The sequence below is a fragment of the Pseudomonas parasichuanensis genome, from assembly GCF_021601385.1.
In the GTDB taxonomy this organism is placed as follows: domain Bacteria; phylum Pseudomonadota; class Gammaproteobacteria; order Pseudomonadales; family Pseudomonadaceae; genus Aquipseudomonas; species Aquipseudomonas parasichuanensis.
The window spans coordinates 91379-107286 of record NZ_BQHO01000001.1; the positions used below are offsets into that span (position 1 = coordinate 91379).

General features: G+C 64.5%; 16 protein-coding genes. 11 read left to right on the forward strand and 5 right to left on the reverse strand.

Going from position 1 to position 15908, the window contains the following annotated elements; all coding sequences use genetic code 11:
* Positions 1-12 precede the first annotated feature (12 nt).
* Complete coding sequence (locus L6D77_RS00480) at positions 13-1872, forward strand: SurA N-terminal domain-containing protein (RefSeq protein ID WP_232879929.1); 1860 nt, start codon at positions 13-15, stop codon at positions 1870-1872.
* 63 nt (positions 1873-1935) lie between these two features.
* Here the strand turns inward: L6D77_RS00480 and L6D77_RS00485 are convergent, their stop codons facing one another.
* Positions 1936-2976, reverse strand: a complete 1041-nt coding sequence (locus tag L6D77_RS00485) for a patatin-like phospholipase family protein (RefSeq protein WP_232879928.1) — start codon at positions 2974-2976, stop codon at positions 1936-1938.
* A 153-nt stretch (positions 2977-3129) separates the two neighbouring features.
* Here L6D77_RS00485 and L6D77_RS00490 point away from each other — a divergent pair, with 153 nt between their 5' ends.
* The 3 genes from L6D77_RS00490 (at position 3130) to L6D77_RS00500 (ending at position 5069) form a co-directional block, all read left to right on the forward strand.
* A complete protein-coding gene (locus tag L6D77_RS00490) occupies positions 3130-3408 on the forward strand; it encodes a hypothetical protein (protein ID WP_125463469.1) in 279 nt (92 codons plus the stop codon).
* Between the two features lie 14 nt (positions 3409-3422).
* Entirely contained in the window at positions 3423-4190 is a 768-nt protein-coding gene (locus tag L6D77_RS00495) for a CHAD domain-containing protein (RefSeq protein WP_232879927.1), read from the forward strand.
* A gap of 81 nt (positions 4191-4271) precedes the next feature.
* Positions 4272-5069, forward strand: coding sequence for an acyl-CoA thioesterase (locus tag L6D77_RS00500; RefSeq protein ID WP_232879926.1), 798 nt, complete (start codon positions 4272-4274; stop codon positions 5067-5069).
* A 17-nt stretch (positions 5070-5086) separates the two neighbouring features.
* On the opposite strand, the gene L6D77_RS00505 is transcribed toward L6D77_RS00500, so the two are convergent.
* From L6D77_RS00505 to L6D77_RS00515, 3 genes are all read right to left on the reverse strand, one after another.
* Complete coding sequence (locus tag L6D77_RS00505) at positions 5087-5455, reverse strand: Mpo1-like protein (protein ID WP_153785894.1); 369 nt, start codon at positions 5453-5455, stop codon at positions 5087-5089.
* 91 nt (positions 5456-5546) lie between these two features.
* Positions 5547-7025 (reverse strand): methyl-accepting chemotaxis protein, encoded by a 1479-nt coding sequence (locus L6D77_RS00510; RefSeq protein ID WP_232879925.1) that lies wholly within the window; start codon positions 7023-7025, stop codon positions 5547-5549.
* An 86-nt stretch (positions 7026-7111) separates the two neighbouring features.
* The gene (locus L6D77_RS00515) at positions 7112-7918 is read right to left on the reverse strand and encodes a TatD family hydrolase (RefSeq protein WP_232879924.1); all 807 of its coding nucleotides are present in this window, start codon (positions 7916-7918) and stop codon (positions 7112-7114) included.
* A 158-nt stretch (positions 7919-8076) separates the two neighbouring features.
* On the opposite strand from L6D77_RS00515, the gene L6D77_RS00520 reads away from it, so the two are divergent.
* The 3 genes from L6D77_RS00520 (at position 8077) to L6D77_RS00530 (ending at position 10572) form a co-directional block, all read left to right on the forward strand.
* Positions 8077-9483, forward strand: a complete 1407-nt coding sequence (locus L6D77_RS00520; protein ID WP_232879923.1) for an MltF family protein — start codon at positions 8077-8079, stop codon at positions 9481-9483.
* A gap of 112 nt (positions 9484-9595) precedes the next feature.
* Positions 9596-10030, forward strand: a complete 435-nt coding sequence (locus L6D77_RS00525) for a DoxX family protein (RefSeq protein ID WP_232879922.1) — start codon at positions 9596-9598, stop codon at positions 10028-10030.
* 233 nt (positions 10031-10263) lie between these two features.
* Positions 10264-10572, forward strand: coding sequence for a hypothetical protein (locus L6D77_RS00530; RefSeq protein WP_232879921.1), 309 nt, complete (start codon positions 10264-10266; stop codon positions 10570-10572).
* Positions 10573-10625: 53 nt separating this feature from the next.
* Here the strand turns inward: L6D77_RS00530 and greB are convergent, their stop codons facing one another.
* Positions 10626-11111, reverse strand: coding sequence for a transcription elongation factor GreB (gene greB / locus L6D77_RS00535; protein ID WP_232879920.1), 486 nt, complete (start codon positions 11109-11111; stop codon positions 10626-10628).
* Positions 11112-11331: 220 nt separating this feature from the next.
* On the opposite strand from greB, the gene L6D77_RS00540 reads away from it, so the two are divergent.
* From L6D77_RS00540 to L6D77_RS00555, 4 genes are all read left to right on the forward strand, one after another.
* Entirely contained in the window at positions 11332-11661 is a 330-nt protein-coding gene (locus L6D77_RS00540) for a YdcA family protein (protein ID WP_232879919.1), read from the forward strand.
* Positions 11662-11727: 66 nt separating this feature from the next.
* Entirely contained in the window at positions 11728-12489 is a 762-nt protein-coding gene (locus L6D77_RS00545) for an efflux RND transporter periplasmic adaptor subunit (protein ID WP_232879918.1), read from the forward strand.
* Positions 12486-13805 carry an efflux RND transporter periplasmic adaptor subunit gene (locus L6D77_RS00550; protein ID WP_232879917.1) on the forward strand — a complete coding sequence of 440 codons (1320 nt, stop codon included), beginning with the start codon at positions 12486-12488 and terminating at the stop codon, positions 13803-13805. The genes L6D77_RS00545 and L6D77_RS00550 overlap by 4 nt, the downstream gene beginning before the upstream one ends.
* On the forward strand, positions 13802-15901 hold the full coding sequence (locus L6D77_RS00555) for an efflux RND transporter periplasmic adaptor subunit (RefSeq protein WP_236169940.1): 2100 nt from the start codon (positions 13802-13804) through the stop codon (positions 15899-15901). The genes L6D77_RS00550 and L6D77_RS00555 overlap by 4 nt, the downstream gene beginning before the upstream one ends.
* The last annotated feature ends 7 nt before the right edge of the window (positions 15902-15908 follow it).

Here is a 15908-nt window from a genome sequence, read left to right on the forward strand (position 1 = left end):
TCTGGGGGACGCATGCTGCAGAATATCAGGGACAATTCACAAGGTTGGATTGCCAAGACCATTATCGGCCTCATCGTCGTGCTGATGGCACTGACCGGTTTCGAGGCCATCTTCCAGGCCGCCACCCATAGCCAGGACGCCGCCAAGGTAAACGGCCAGACCATCAGCCAGAACGAGCTGAGCCAGGCCGTGGACATGCAGCGCCGCCAGCTGATGCAACAGCTGGGCAAGGACTTCGACCCTGCGCTGCTGGACGAAAAGATGCTGCGCGAGGCTGCGCTCAAGGGGCTGATCGATCGCAAACTGCTGTTGCAGGGCGCCGAGGATGCCAAGTTCGCTTTCTCCGAAGCTGCACTGGACCAACTGATCCTGCAGACGCCTGAGTTCCAGGTCGATGGCAAGTTCAGTGCCGAGCGTTTCGACTCGGTCATCCGCCAGATGGGCTACGGCCGCATGCAGTTCCGCGAGATGCTCGCCCAGGAAATGCTCATCGGCCAGCTGCGCACCGGCCTTGCCGGCAGCAGCTTCGTCACCGACAAGCAGGTCGAGGCGTTCGCCCGCCTGGAGAAGCAGACCCGTGATTTCGCCGCTGTGACCTTCAAGGCCGACCCGGCCGCGGTCAAGGTCAGCGACGACGAGGTGAAGGCCCACTACGACCAGCACGCCAAGGAATTCATGACCCCCGACCAGGTGGTCATTGATTACATCGAGCTGAAAAAGTCGGCCTTCTTCGACCAGGTCAAGGTCAACGACGACGAACTCAAGGCGTTGTACGAAAAGGAAATCGCCAACCTGGGCGAGCAGCGCCATGCCGCGCACATCCTCATCGAAGTCAACGACAAGGCCAACGATGCCCAGGCCAAGGCCCGTATCGAAGAAATCCAGCAGCGCCTGAACAAGGGTGAGGATTTTGCCAAGCTGGCCAAGGAGTTCTCTCAGGACCCTGGCTCTGCCAACACCGGCGGTGACCTCGGCTTCGCTGGCCCTGGCGTGTATGACCCGGCCTTTGAGGACGCGCTGTACAAGCTGAACAAGGACCAGGTTTCCGCCCCGGTACGTACCGAGTTCGGCTACCACCTGATCAAGCTGCTGGGCGTCGAAGCGCCGGATGTACCGAGCTTCGCCAGCCTGAAGGACAAGTTGACCCACGAGCTGAAAACCCAGCAAGTCGAGCAGCGCTTCGTCGAGGCCACCAAGCAGCTCGAGGATGCCGCGTTCGAAGCCTCCGACCTGGCTCAGCCCGCTCAGGACCTTGGCCTGAAAGTGCAGACCTCCGCGGCATTCGGCCGTGAAGGTGGCGAGGGCATTACCGCCAATCGTGCGGTGATCCAGGCTGCCTTCAGTGAAGAAGTGCTGGAGGAGGGCGCCAACAGCAACGGCGTCGAGCTTGATCCGGAGACCGTGGTCGTACTGCGCGTCAAGGAACACCGCAAGCCAGAGCAAATGCCACTGGAAGCCGTGGCCAAGAACATCAGCGAGCAACTGGCCAAGGAGAAGGCGACTGCCGAGCTCAAGGGCAAGGCTGACAAGCTGATTGCCGGCCTGCGTGATGGTTCGATCAAGGCCGCAAGCCAGAACTGGAAAGTTCAGGAAGCCGCTACCCGTGGCCAGGACGGCATCGACCCTGCCGAGCTGCAGGCGGTGTTCCGCCTGGGCAAGCCGGCGTCCAAGGACCAGCCGGTGTACGGCAGTGTGGTGCTGGGCGACGGTAGCCTGGTGGTGTTGCAGCTCAAGGGTGTCAACGAAGGGGCTGCCGCCACCGACGAAGAGAAGGCGCAGATCCGTCGCTACCTCGCTTCGCGTGCCGGTTCGCAGGACTTCGCGGCCTACCGCAAATGGTTGGAAAGCAGTGCCGACATCACCCGCTACTGAGTGATGCAGCAATGACGAAACAGGCCGCGCATGCGGCCTGTTTCGTTTCTGCTGCACGGGCCTCTAACGGTGCACCCCCTCGTGGCTGTCCAGCGTATCCCGGGCAACCTCGCGCCCCAGCGCGATCAGTTCAGGTGCCTTGTAGAACTCGAAAAACCGGCACACCCGCTTGGGTACGTTGATCAGCACATCCGGTGGATAGCCTGCGATCTTGTATTGCGCCAATGAGGTCTGCATCACCTCGAAGCTCTGGTTGATCAGGTCGAGCAGCGAAGCCGGCCCGACGTTGTCGATGATGAACGAGCCGGTGGCGGACTTTGGCGCGCCTTCGGTCTCAGGGGCCGCGGCAGGTTGCTGGCCTTGTGGGCCGGCGCCATCACCCAGCCAAGGGTTGGCCGGGGTCAGGCCGTCAGCGGTAATTTCCTGTTCGATGCGTATCAGCTCCTCAGCCGGCTTGCGGCGAAACGGCAAGTGCGAACCGAGTGAGCTGATCAGTGAATCGAAGCGCATCTTGAAGGCTGCCGGGCGCTCGATCACCGGCAACTGGTACTGCTTCTGGTTGGTGGCGTTGAGGTTGACGGCGATGATCAGGTCGCAGTGGCTGGACACCACCGGCACGATCGGCAGGGGGTTGAGAATGCCGCCATCGACCAGCATGCGATTGCCCTGCATGACAGGGGTGAACAGGCTGGGGATTGCCGCCGAGGCGCGCATGGCCTGGTGCAGGCAGCCTTCCTGGAACCAGATCTCCTGCTGGTTGGTGAGGTCGGTGGCCACGGCCGTGTAGGGGATTCGCAGTTGTTCGATGTTGATTTCACCGACGATCTTGCGAATCTGCCCGAACACCTTGTCACCACGAATCGCCCCCAGGCGAAAGCTGACATCCACCAGCCGCAGCACGTCCAGGTAGTCCAGGCTTTCGATCCAGCTGCGGTATTCGTCGAGCTTGCCGGCAGCGTAGATGCCCCCGATCACCGCGCCCATGGAGCACCCGGCAATGCAGGCGATTTCATAGCCGCGTCGCTCGATTTCTTCGATCACGCCGATGTGCGCGTACCCCCGGGCACCGCCCGAGCCGAGCACCAATGCCACGCGTTTGCTCATGGTCTTCCCCCTGCGTATTGTGCAACCACGGTCCAACAATGCACCCATTGCTGCCTGAGCTTCAATGTAGCCCGCGCTGGGCTACGCTGAGCAGGCAACTTTCTGCTCGCCGCGCCGTCGAACGACCACTTTTTCCCCTTTGAGGTAACACCGATGAAAGCCTGGATCACCCTTCCCCTGATTGTCCTGGCCTTGGCCGGTTGCGCGGGCAAAACAGCCTATCGCGACAGTTGCGGGACCCAGCTCGATGCTGCGTGGAAGGAACTGGACCTGGCCAAGGCCGAAGGATTCGCCGGCACCGTCAGTTATTCAAAGGCGCTGTCACTGCTGACCGGGGCCAAGACCCAGCAGCAGTTCGAAGCGTTCGAAGGCTGTACCCGCAAAGCCGAAAAAGCGCGCTTCTATATTCGTGAATCCCGCGCCGGACGTTGACCGAGGAGCGCGCCATGCCCGCCATGCTCGACCATGTGGTTATCCAGGTGCTGACCCTGCAGGTGAGGTTGCTGGCCTGTCGTGAGCGGCTGGCCGCCGATACCGACAGTGAAGCGCTGCATGACCTGCGTATTGCCCTGCGGCGCTTGCGCAGCCTCTTGCGCCCGCTGCGCGGCTTGCCGGGGGTAGAGCAACTGGAGGGCGCGGCGCAGTCGCTGGGTACCTTGACCACGCCGCTGCGTGACCGCGAGGTGCTGGCGGCGCAGCTTATCCAGCGTGGGCACCTGCACGCCGGGCAGCGCCGCCTGGAGGGCAGGGGGCGTACATACGCCAGCGTGGCGCGTAGCCCCCAGCTTGCGCGCGTACTGGCGATTCTCGATGTGTTTCCGCTGTTCCTGCGCGCGGCCGACCGTGAAGGCTTGGTGCAGCGTCTGGAGCGGCGTGTCGACAGGCGCCTGGTCAAGCAGTGGCGCACGTTGGCACAGGCGCTGGAAGATCCGGCCCACGACCGGCATCGCTTGCGCCTGCTGATAAAGCGCGTGCGCTATGGTGATGAGGCTTACCCGCAACTCGATCACGCCGGCAAGCAACTGCTAAGGCAATTGAAGAAAGCTCAGGGCGATCTGGGCGACTGGCATGACCGTTTTCAATGGTTGCTGCAGGTGCGAGAGCACAGCGACCTGGCAGGCTGCAAGGTGGCCTGGGAGCACGAGCTGCATGCCGCCGAGCGCACCTCCGATATCACCCTCGAGGTGCTGCGCAAGGCCGTGGCGCGCCGATAGCCCGGCAAATGACCGATATGCGGGCTGCCGCACCCGCGGGTGCTGGTTAAGATCGGGACTTTTGCGCAGGAGCCAGGGCATATGAACTTCACCGAATTGTTGGCGGCAGCACGCCTGCACCCTGAAGCGGTCAGCGTGCCGCCCAGCTGGGCGCAGGGGCGGGCGGTGTTCGGCGGCCTGATGGCGGCAATGCTGCATGAGGCGATGCGCCAGAAGCTGGCCGACGACCGCCCGGTGCGTTCGCTGGCTATCACCTTTGTCGGGCCGGCGGCACCGGATGTACCGATCAGCCTGGAAGTGGAGGTGCTGCGCGAGGGCAAGGCCGTCAGCACCCTGCTCGGTCGCGCACTGCAGGGCGGCCAGGTGGTAACCCTGGTGCAGGGCAGTTTCGGCGCTGGCAGGCCTTCGGTGGTGGCGGTCGAGGCGCAACCTGCGATGGCGATCAAACCCTTGCAGGAGTCCGCGCCAGAGCTGCCGTATATCAAAGGGGTGACTCCGGAGTTCATGCGCCACGTGGCCTTGCGTTGGGCCATCGGTGGGCTGCCCTTCAGCGGCAACGATTCACGCCACATGGGCGGCTGGGTGCGCCTGCGTGATGTGCCTGATGCGCCTTTGGAGGTATCGCATCTGCTGGCCTTGGTCGATGCCTGGCCGCCAAGCCTGATGCCTTACCTGAAACAGCCTGCCGCGGGCAGCACCCTGACGTGGACCATCGAATTCGTCCAGCCGACGCCGCAACTGTCGACGTTGGACTGGTGCCGCTACGTGGTCGAAACGCAATACGCGCGTGATGGCTATGGCCACGCGGCGGCCACCTTGTGGACGGCTGAAGGCGAGTTGTTGGCATTGAGTCGGCAGACGGTGACCGTGTTCGCCTGAGGCAATTGGGCGCGTGGTCAATGCCGATGCTTGTGCCGCTCCCGCCAGGCGCGCCACCAGGCGCCGCTCAACACGAACCTTGGGAAGGTGATGAATTGCTCGGTGAGCAGGCGTTGCACGGCATCCTTGCGGTTGGCGAAGGGTTCCGGTTGCTCGGCTTCCAGCCGGTGCCCCTGGCGTTGCAGGCCAAGGCCGGCGATCAGGGCAATGACGCCAACGGCGATCTGCGACAGGTCCAGGGCAAACAGGCCCGAGAGCACCAACAGCGCACCCAGGATGAACAGCGGCACGGCAATCAGGTGCAAGACCAGGTTGGCGGGGTGGCGGTGATTATGGTGGTAGCCGCGCCATTGCCAGGCGGGCAGGTTGGGCAGTCGCTTGCTCATGGGCAGTTCCTCATGGAGATGCCCAAAGTCTAGTGCGGCCCCCGGGAGGGGGCCAATCGAGGCTGGCTATGCTGGCAATAGCGCCAATGAACTAGAGCTTGAGCTGGCCAATGGCTTTGCTCAACTCGCCAGCCAGGGTCGCCAGTTCGCTGCTGGTGGTGGCGGAGCCCACGGTCTGCTGCACGGTCTGTTCGGTGACGTCGCGGATGCTCACCACCGCGCGGTTCATCTCTTCGGCCACTTGGCTTTGTTGCTCGGCGGCCACCGCGATCTGGGTATTGTTCTCGCGCATCTGTGCCACGGCGCGGGTGATCTCGGCCAAGGCCTCGCCAGCTTCCTGGGCCTGCTTGACGCAGTCGTCGGCCTTGTACGAACTCTCCTGCATGAAGTCCACGGCATCACGGGTGCCGGCCTGCAGGTCGGCGACCATGGTGGTGATTTCGTCGGTGGAGGTTTGCACGCGCTTGGCCAGGTTACGCACTTCGTCGGCGACCACTGCGAAGCCGCGGCCCAGGTCGCCGGCGCGGGCGGCCTCGATGGCGGCGTTGAGGGCGAGCAGGTTGGTCTGTTCGGCGATGCTGTGGATCACCCCGACCACGCCGTTGATCTTCTGGCTGTCATCGGCCAGTTGGCGGATCATCTCGGCGGTCTGCTGTACACCGCTGGACAGCCCGGCAATCGAGTCCTGGACCCGGCTGACCACGGCCTGGCCGCTGCCGGCGAGGCCGTCGGCACTTTGCGACAGGTCACGGGTGGCACCGGCATGCTCGGCGATGTGGTGCACGGTGGCGGTCATTTCGTTGATCGCGGTGGCGGCCTGGTCGGTCTCGCTTTGCTGGCCGATCATGCCGTGGCGCACTTCGTCCATGCTCCCGGCCAGGCGCGCAGCACCCGAGTCGAGCTGCGCGGCGGTGCGCGCGACGGTGCTGACCACGCGGTGGTAGGTGGCCTGCATGGCATTGAACGCGCCGGCCATCTGCCCGACTTCGTCGCCACAAGCCAGTGGCACCCGGGCCGAGAGGTCGCCGGTTTTCTCCACGTGCAGCATCACGTCCTTGAGTGTATTGAGCTGGCTGAGCAAGAAGCGGATCAACAACTGCGAAGCGCAGAGCATGGCCAGCATCAGCACCAGCACGCACACCGCGTAGTTGCCGAAACGGTCGAAGAACACCTGACGCAGGCTAGGCGCCTGGGCCAGCACGGCCAGGTGCTGATCGCCCTGGCGGAACACCTGGGCGCCCAGCAACGGGTCTTCACCTGCGATCCAGGCACCGGGCAGCTCGACCCAGCCTTGGGCATCACGCAAGGCTTCGAGGGGTTCGCCTGCAAATTCGGGGGTTTGTCCGCTGCGCCAGGTAATCAGCCCGGGTTGGGCTGGCAGGGTTTGTCCGGGTGGCCAGGCGGCCAGCAGTTCGGCCTGGCGCTGGGCCAGGGCCTGGGCGCCCGATGCCCGCGCCTGCTGCTCCAGGGACACGGCGTAGAGCACCAGCAGCAGGGTGGTGACAAAGGCCACTGCGTTGACGGCCCAGAACTTGTACTTCAGGGAAATATTGCTAAGCCAGGCACCCATGGTAGGTCTTCTCTGAGTTGGCGGAAACATTATTGGCAAGGTGCCATCATTTTGCCCGCCAAGGCCAGGAGCCTCGTTGATATGCGTCAAGAAACCACAGGCAGGCCAAAGAACGCCCGCGCGCAGGCGGTGCTGTGGGTGGCGCAGGCTTCGACGGTTTCGCCGCGATGCAGGGCCACCTCGCGCAGCACTTCAGGCAGGTACGCCGGCTCGTTGCGGCCATTTTTCGGTTTTGGACGCAAGCTGCGCGGCAGCAGATAGGGCGCGTCGCTCTCCAGCATCAGGCGGCCTGCCGGGATGTTGCCGACCAGCGGGTGCAGATGGGTACCGCGGCGCTCGTCGCAGATCCAGCCGGTAATGCCGATGTGCAGGTCGAGGTCGAGGTAGGCGAACAGCGCCTCGCGCTCGCCGGTAAAGCAGTGCACCACGGCGGCGCTCAGTTGGTCGCGGTAGCCCTTGAGGATGGCCAGCAGGCGCTCGCTGGCGTCACGTTCGTGGAGGAACACCGGCAGGCGCAGCTCGACGGCCAGGGCCAGTTGGGCTTCCAGGGCTTTTTCCTGCTGCGGGCGAGGGGAGAAGTCGCGGTTGAAATCCAGCCCGCATTCGCCGACGGCGCGCACCCGGGGTTGCTCGAGCAGGTGGCGCAACTGACGCTCACTGTCGCCGGTCCAGCTTTTGGCATCATGGGGGTGCACACCGGCGGTGCTGAACAGGTGCTGGCCTTGCTCATCCAGGCGTTGGCACAGCTCAAGCGCTTCTTCACTGACGCTCAGGCTGGTGCCGGTCAGCACCATTTGCGCAACGCCCGCCTGCACGGCGCGTTCGACCACAGCCGCCTGCTGGTCATGGAAACTGCTGTTGGTCAGGTTGACGCCGATATCGATCAATTGCATGGTGCTACCTCGTGCCGCGGGGCGGCCAGCATAGCAAAATCCGGGAAATCGCGAAAAAACCAAGAACTTCAAACGTTTGCCGTGGTCTTTTGCCGTCTGTCATCACGGATCGATCATTGCACATGGTGCCCGCCAACCGCCCACGGACCTCTACCTCCATGCTGCGAACCCTGCTGACGACGCTGATGATGTTCGGGGTGCTGGCCGCCGGGCCGGCCACTGCGCGCGAGCCGGGGCCCCAGCAGCATGTGCCCGCCAGCCAGGCCCGCGACCTGGCGCAGATCCGCTCCAGCCAGGTGCTGCGGGTGCTGGTCAACCAGAGCCGCAACAGCTCCGGCGAAGTCAAGGGCGAGCCGGTGGGGGTCGAGTACTACCGGCTGCGCGCCCTTGAGCACGCGCTCAATGCCCGGGTTGCCGACAATCAGGAAGTCACCTTGAAAATCATCCCGCGGGCCAAGGAGCAACTGCTCGGTGCCTTGCAGCGGGGCGAGGGCGACCTGGCCGCGCCAGGCGAATTGCTCGACCCTGGCGTGGTGCGCGGTGTCGAGGCCAGCGCGCCGGTGCTCGACCAGGTGCCGTTGCTGCTGGTCGGGCGCAAGGGCGAGCGCAGTTACAGCCGGGTCGAGCAGTTGTCCGGGCGTACCATCGCTTTGACCAGTGCCAGTGCGGCGGGGGCCGCGATCGAGGCGATCAACCAACGCCTGGCGCTGCGCAAGCGGGCGCCAATCAAGGTGGAATGGGTGGACCCGACCCTGGCGGTGGAGGATGTGCTGGAGATGGTCCAGGCGGGCATTTATCCGCTCACCGTGGTTGAGCGGCCCATCGCCCAGCGCTGGGCGCGGGTGATGCCGCGCCTGCGCCTGGACAGCAAGCTGCAGTTGGCCCAGCCGCAAGCGTTGCGCTGGTACGTGCGGCCTGATGCGCCGATGTTGCGGGCGGCAGTGGACCGCTTCCTCGCCACTTACCGCGCCCCGGACAACCAGGATGCCGCCTTCGAACGCATCTACCGGCGTCAGTACCGGGTCCACAACCCGCTGGCGCGCCAGGACCGGCAACGCCTGGAGTCGCTGCGCCCGGTGCTGCAGAAGCATGCCGGTGACCAGCAGTTCGACTGGCTGAACCTGGCGGCCCTGGCTTTCAAGGAGTCCACCCTCGACCCCAAGGCGCGTGGCACGGGCGGGGCCCATGGGCTGATGCAGATCACCCCGTCGGCGGCGCAGCGGGTGGGGGTGAGCAACACCACCACGGTCGATGGCAATGTCCAGGCCAGCGCCCGCTACCTGGCGTTGATCCGCCGCAAGTTTTTCGCCAGCCCGCAACTCAACGACCGCGAACGCATGGCGTTTATCCTGGCGGCCTACAACCTCGGCCCGGAGCGGGTTCAGGCCATGCGCGCGGAAGCACGGCGGCGGGGGCTCAACGGCAACCAGTGGTTCTTCCAGACCGAGCGCATCGCCATGGAGCAGGTGGGGATGGGGCCGGTGAACTTCGTCAACAGCGTCAACAAGTACTACCTGGCGTTCAACCGTGAACGCGCTTCCCTGGAGCGGTTGGCCAGGCGCTAACAAATCCAATTAATCGATAGTTATTACGCGATTATTGCGATTTTCTTATTCAATCAATCGATTAAGATGGCGCTCATCCAACACCTACTCGCTTAAACAAGGAAGCAACAACATGAACAACACCCTGAAATCCCTGTTTGTCACCCGCGCCGGTTTCGGCCTGAGCGTCGTGCGTATCCTGGTCGGCGTCATCTTCATGGCCCATGGCGCGCAAAAGCTGTTCGGCCTGTTTGGCGGCTATGGCCTTGAAGGCACCGGCCAGTGGATGGAGAGCATCGGCCTGGCGCCTGGCTACCTGATGGCCCTGCTGTCCGGCAGCGCCGAATTCTTCGGTGGCCTGGCCCTGGTGGTTGGCCTGCTGGCCCGCCCGGCGGCATTGGCGCTGAGCGTGACCCTGGTGGTGGCGATCTTCTCGGTGCACATCAACAACGGCCTGTTCATGTCCAACAACGGCTATGAGTTCGCCCTGGCGCTGCTGGCAGGCAGTGTGGCGGTGCTGATCGAAGGTGCGGGGCGCTTCTCGCTGGACCGCCTGATCGCACGTTAAACCAAGCTGCAAGCCTCCAACCGCAAGATGCAAGTTGATGAACGCGATCAACTTGCATCTTGCGGCTTGTAACTTGGAGCTCATCCCTCTAGCATACCGACTGCGCCGATTTAAACAGCTACTTGCGGGGCGCAGGAAGCCCCCACCGGGTCATCCGAAATACCGCTAAAGCGCTGGTTCGGTGACGCCTCCCACCGCTGCCCAGCGGGATCAGCGAGGCGGAGAAAAACTCCATGAGTTGTCCACGTACCAGTGTCTGCTTGACCCCCCTGGCCAAAGACCAGGCCTCCCGCACACCGCGCATTCTGCTCGGTGGCCAGCATCAGCCTACGCTCCTGCGCAACCTCGACGGTTTTTCCCGTCGCAAGGGCCAGGCCCGCGCTTTCCTCATCCAGTTCTTCGAAAGCTGCACCCAGCTTGGCCAGTACGGCAACGACCGTTTCGACCTGGCCGTGATCCAGGCGCCGACCGCCGAGGATGCCGCCGAGGTTATCGGCCAGCTGACCCGCATCGCTCGCCAAGGCCTGATCACTCGCCGTTGAGCAGCGGGCCATTGGCATGGCCTGCTTGCAGGGGATGAGGTGTCACGGGCTTGTCAGGGTTGCAGGTCCGTCAGGTATTCGATGAGGGCAATGTCCCAATGCGCATCGCCCGTTGGCGTGCGCACTGCAATCTCGTCATCCACAGCTTTGCCAATGCAGGCGCGCGCCATAGGCGAGTCGATCGAGATGTAGTCGTTGCGGCCATAGATTTCGTCGCCACCCACAATCCGGAAGCGCTTGGTTTCATCGTCTTCGTTGACGATGGTCACCCAGGCGCCAAAAAACACTTTGCCTTCCTGGCTCGGCGCGTAGGGCACCACCCGAAGGTCCTCGATTCGCTTCCTCAGATAGCGCACGCGACGGTCGATCTCGCGCAAGCGCTTCTTGTTGTACTGGTAGTCGGCGTTTTCGCTGCGGTCGCCCAGGGAGGCCGCCCAGTTCACCTTGCGGGTGATTTCCGGGCGTTCTTCGCGCCATAGCCAGTCGAGCTCATCTTTCAAGGCTTTGTAGCCCGCTTCGGTGATCAGGTTGGTTGCCATGCTTTACCTTGAGTCCTTGCTTGATTCGAGCCATGAGGCGACGGCGCTTTCGAGGGCATCCAATGTATCAGGCCCCACAGTTTTCTCGTATTTGCAGATGATGCCTGCTGTCACCGTTCGAAACAGGCGTCACACAATCTTCATCATTCTGATCCGCGGGTGGATTCCGGCCGGTGAAAAACACTGATAGCATCCGGCCACTTCGCTGAGGGTCAATGCTGTGACGCAGTTCTCTGTTCTTGCTGGCATCACCTTGGCCCTGTCTCTCGCCGCGACGAGCGCCTTGGCCGCAAACACGCCTTGCTCGGGGCGCAAGGGTGGCATTGCTGGTTGCGATGGCGATGCCTTCCTGTGCAATGACGGCTCCATCAGCGCTTCGAAGAAAAGCTGCAGCGCTTACACCGGGCAGCGCGGTAACCGGCCGATGGCGCAATCATTGCAAGGTGCCATCAGTGAGTGTGCTTGTGGTTCGGGAAGTTACTGCACTGGGCCGCGGGGCGGTATCTACTGCCTGACCCCAGGTGGGCAAAAAAGCTATCGGCGTCACTGACCCTCCGCGTTGAAGGGGTGGTTGAAACTCAAGCAGCAATCCAGAACTTTACAGGGACGTAGCGACATGAAGCAGGCAGTGTTGTGGGCGGCGTTGGCCTTGATCAATGGTGTGGCGCAGGCCGCGACCGAGCCCGATCCGCTGCTTGACGGCGCCACCGCCACAGCCAGCGAAGTCCGTGGCGTGTTGCGTGCGCGCTCCCAGGCGGTGCTGGCCAGCGAACTGCCCGGCCGTGTGGTGGAGATGCCTTACGCCGAAGGCCAGGCGTTCAGCAAGGGCGATGTGCTGGTGCGTTTTGACTGCAGTGCTTACCAGGCCCAGGCCAATGCCTCCGCGGCCGCGGTCCGCGCCGCGCGGGAAGAGTTGCGCAACAAGCAGCAACTGGCCGCGTTGAATTCCGTCGGCCGTTTCGAGGTGGCCCTGGCCGAGGCTCGTCAGGCCCAGGCCCAGGCCGAGTCCCAGGTCTATCAGGTGCAGGTGCAGCGCTGCCAGGTCAAGGCGCCGTTCGATGGCCAGGTGGTCGTCCGCCGTGTGCAGGCCCATGAAAGCGTTGCCAGCGGTGCGCCATTGCTGGAAATCGTCGACAACCGCTCGTTGGAAATCCACCTGCTGGTGCCGTCGCGCTGGCTGGGCAAGCTCAAGCCCGAACAGACCTTCAGCTTCGTCCCCGATGAAACCGGCAAGTCGATCGATGCCGTGGTCAAGCGCCTTGGCGCGCGCATCGACGAGGGTAGCCAGACCCTGCTGCTGATCGGTAGCGTGCCGGCCAGTACCCCGGGCCTGCTGGCGGGTATGAGCGGCACGGCGCACTTCGCGGAGCCGCGATGAACGCTCCCGTTCCCGGTGCCCTCGAACAACTGCTGGCGCATTACCTGAAGCTGGAGCGTCAGGCCCGTGCCGCGACGTCCACCGAAGTGTTGGCGTTCAGCATGGTCAATGACAGCCAGGCGCTGTTCGGCTATCGCCACGGCGCGCTGCTGATCGCTGGCAAAGTGCGGGCCCTGACCGGCATCAGCGTGGTCGAGCCCAACGCGCCCTTTGTCGTATTCATCGAACGCATGGCAGCCCGTCTCGCGGCCGGCGAGCGCTTTGCCTTGCCCGGCGCGGTGCCGCCGGAAAGCGTCGACCAGGCCAGCCGCGACGACTGGCAGGCGCTGTCGGCGCCGCATGCTTTCTGGTTGCCGCTCAAGGATCGCCAGGCGCAGGTCTTCGGCGGGCTCTGGCTGGCCCGCGATAACCCGTGGAGCGAAGCCGAACAGGTCTTGCTGGCGCAATTGGGCGATTGCTACAGCCATGCCTGGCACGCCCTGCAACCGGGCAAGCCGTGGCGCCTGCGCTGGCCGGCACGCGCCCGCTGGGCCTTGGCCGCGGCGTTGCTGCTGGTACTGCTGGTGCCGGTGCGCCAGTCGGTGCTGGCACCCGCCGAGGTCGTGCCACGAAACGGTCAGGTCGTTGCCGCGCCCTTGGATGGCGTGGTCGCCGAGGTGCGGGTCAAGCCCAACCAAGCGGTGCAGGCCGGGCAGTTGCTGGTGCGTTTCGACGCCACCGGCCTCAAGGCCCAGGCCGATGTCGCCGAGCGCACGCTGGGTGTGGCTGAGGCGGAACTCAAGGCCAATACCCAACGGGCGTTCTCCGATGCCGACTCCAGCGCCCGCCTGGACCTGCTGGCGGCCCGGGTCGAGCAGAAACGCGCCGAGCGTGATTACGCCCGCGACCTGCTGGGGCGTAGTGAAGTGCGCGCCGAGCGCGACGGCATCGCGGTCTTCGCCGATGCCCAGCGCTTTATCGGCAAGCCGATGCGCACGGGCGAGCGACTGATGGAAATCGCCGACCCGGCCCAGGCCGAACTGCGGATCGAATTGCCGGTGGCCGATGCCATCGGCCTGGACAACGGCGCTGAAGTGGCACTGTTCCTCGACAGCGACCCGCTGCATCGGCACAGCGCCACGTTGGCGCGCGCCGCCTATCAGGCGCAAAGCACGGCGGCCGGGCAATTGGCCTACCGGCTGGATGCCGACTTTGCCGAGGCGCCGCCGCGTATTGGCCTGCGCGGCACCGCGAAACTGTTCGGCGACCGGGCGCCGCTGGCGCTGTACCTGTTGCGCCGGCCCTTGGCGGCCCTGCGCCAGGCGGTGGGCCTGTGATGTTGCCGGCGTTGCGCCCGGACCTGCAGCTGTCGGTGGCGACGCCAGGGCTGGACGGCTCGCCGCAATGGACGTTGGCCGACCCCTTGCGCGGCAAGTATTTCAAGCTGGGTGCACCGGCCATGCGCCTGTTGCGCCACTGGGCGCTGGGCGACGCGCTGCAGGTGCTCAAGGCGGCCAATGCCGAGCCCGGCGCCCCGTTGACACCCCAATCGCTGGAAGAGCTGCTGAAATTCCTGCGTGGTCACGACCTGATCAGCGGCGCTGACCCTGAGCAAAGCGCCAGCTACGCAGCAAAGGCCGCCAGCCGGCGTCAGGGCATCTGGACCCAGGTCCTGCACAAGTACCTGTTCTTCCGTATTCCCCTGTGGCGCCCGGATGCCTTCCTCAACCGCACCTGGCCGTGGTTGGCGCGTTTCGGCCCGGGGCTGTTGCGCGTTGGCCTGCCGCTGGTGCTGCTGCTCGGCGCGTTTCTGGTAATGCGCGACTGGGAGCGCTTCCTTGCCACCTTCCCGCAGTTGCTCAGCCTGGGCGGCATGGCGGCTTTCGCCATCGCCCTGGGCTTTGCCAAGCTGTGCCATGAGTTTGGCCACGCCTACATGGCCAAGCGCGCCGGCTGCCGGGTGCCGAGCATGGGCGTGGCGTTCATGGTTTTGCTGCCCATGCTCTACACCGATGTCAGCGATGCCTGGCGTGTGCAGGACCGCCGCACCCGCCTGCTGATCGGCGCCGGTGGGGTGCTGGCCGAGCTGCTGCTGGCCTGCATCGCCTTGCTCGCCTGGTCGCTGCTGCCTGATGGGGCAGGGCGCACGGCGGCGTTCATGCTGGCCAGCGCCACCTGGATCACCACCCTGGCGATCAACGTCAACCCGTTGATGCGCTTCGACGGCTATTTCCTGCTCAGTGACCTGTGGGGCGTCGACAACCTTCAGGGCCGTGGCTATGCCTTGTGCCGTTGGCACCTGCGCGAAACCTTGTTCGGCTATGGCGAGGCGCCGCCGGAGCGCTGGTCGCCTGCCTTGCGCAAGCGCCTGCTGTGCTGGGGCTATGCCTCCTGGCTGTGGCGCGCGGTACTGTTCTTTGGTATCGCCCTGGCGGTCTATCACATGTTCTTCAAGGTGCTCGGCATCTTCCTGATGATGGTCGAGTTGGTGTGGTTCATCTTTCTGCCGATCTGCAAGGAAATGGGCCACTGGTGGCAGCACCGGGATCAGGCCCATCCGCGCAAAGTGGTGTGGCTTGGGGGAGGCGTGCTGGCCTTGCTGGCACTGCTGTTGCTGCCGTGGCGCAGCGGCGTGGAGGTGCCGGCGATGCTCGAATCCTCAAGGGTCAGCGCCCTGCATGCGCCGGCAGCGGCGCGGGTGCGCGAAGTGCTGGTGAAAGACGGCCAGCAGGTCGCCGAAGGGCAGGTGCTGGTGGCGCTGGAGTCCCCGGACCTGGCCTCGCGCATGAGCATCACCCGCCGCGAGATCGAAATCCTGCAAGTGCAATTGCGGCGCCAGTCCAGCCGCAGCAACACGGCTGTCGACAGCGGCATTCTCGAACAGCGCCTGGCCGAGTCGGTGGCCGAGTATCGCGGCCTGGCCGCGCAGCGCGAACGCCTGAACTTGCGCGCGCCCCATGCCGGCACCGTGCGCGACCTGGCCGACAACCTGGCCCCTGGGCGCTGGGTCAGTGCCGAGCTGCCGCTGGCCCAGGTCGCCGCAGCGGGGGTGCGTTTACGGGGTTACCTGGCTGAGGCCGATCTGTGGCGGGTGGCGCCGGGCATCACCGGGCACTTCGTCGCCGACGATGTACTGCGCCACTCATTGCCGGTGAGCCTTAAAGAAGTAGATGCCAACGGCGTTTCCTATATCGACCAGGAAGCCCTGGTATCCGATCACAAGGGGCCGATCGCGGTCAGGCGCGATGAAGATAAGCGGGCGCAGCCGTTGCAGGCTCACTATGGCGCGCAATTCGTGCTCGAAAACGGTGCATCCGGGCCGCTCTCCCACCCGCTGCGAGGCCTTGTTTTGCTGGATGGGAAGGGTGAATCGCTGCTGGCCGCCGCATGGCGACGCATGGCTGCAATTGGCATACGAGAAAGTGGATTTTAGTAGTGCG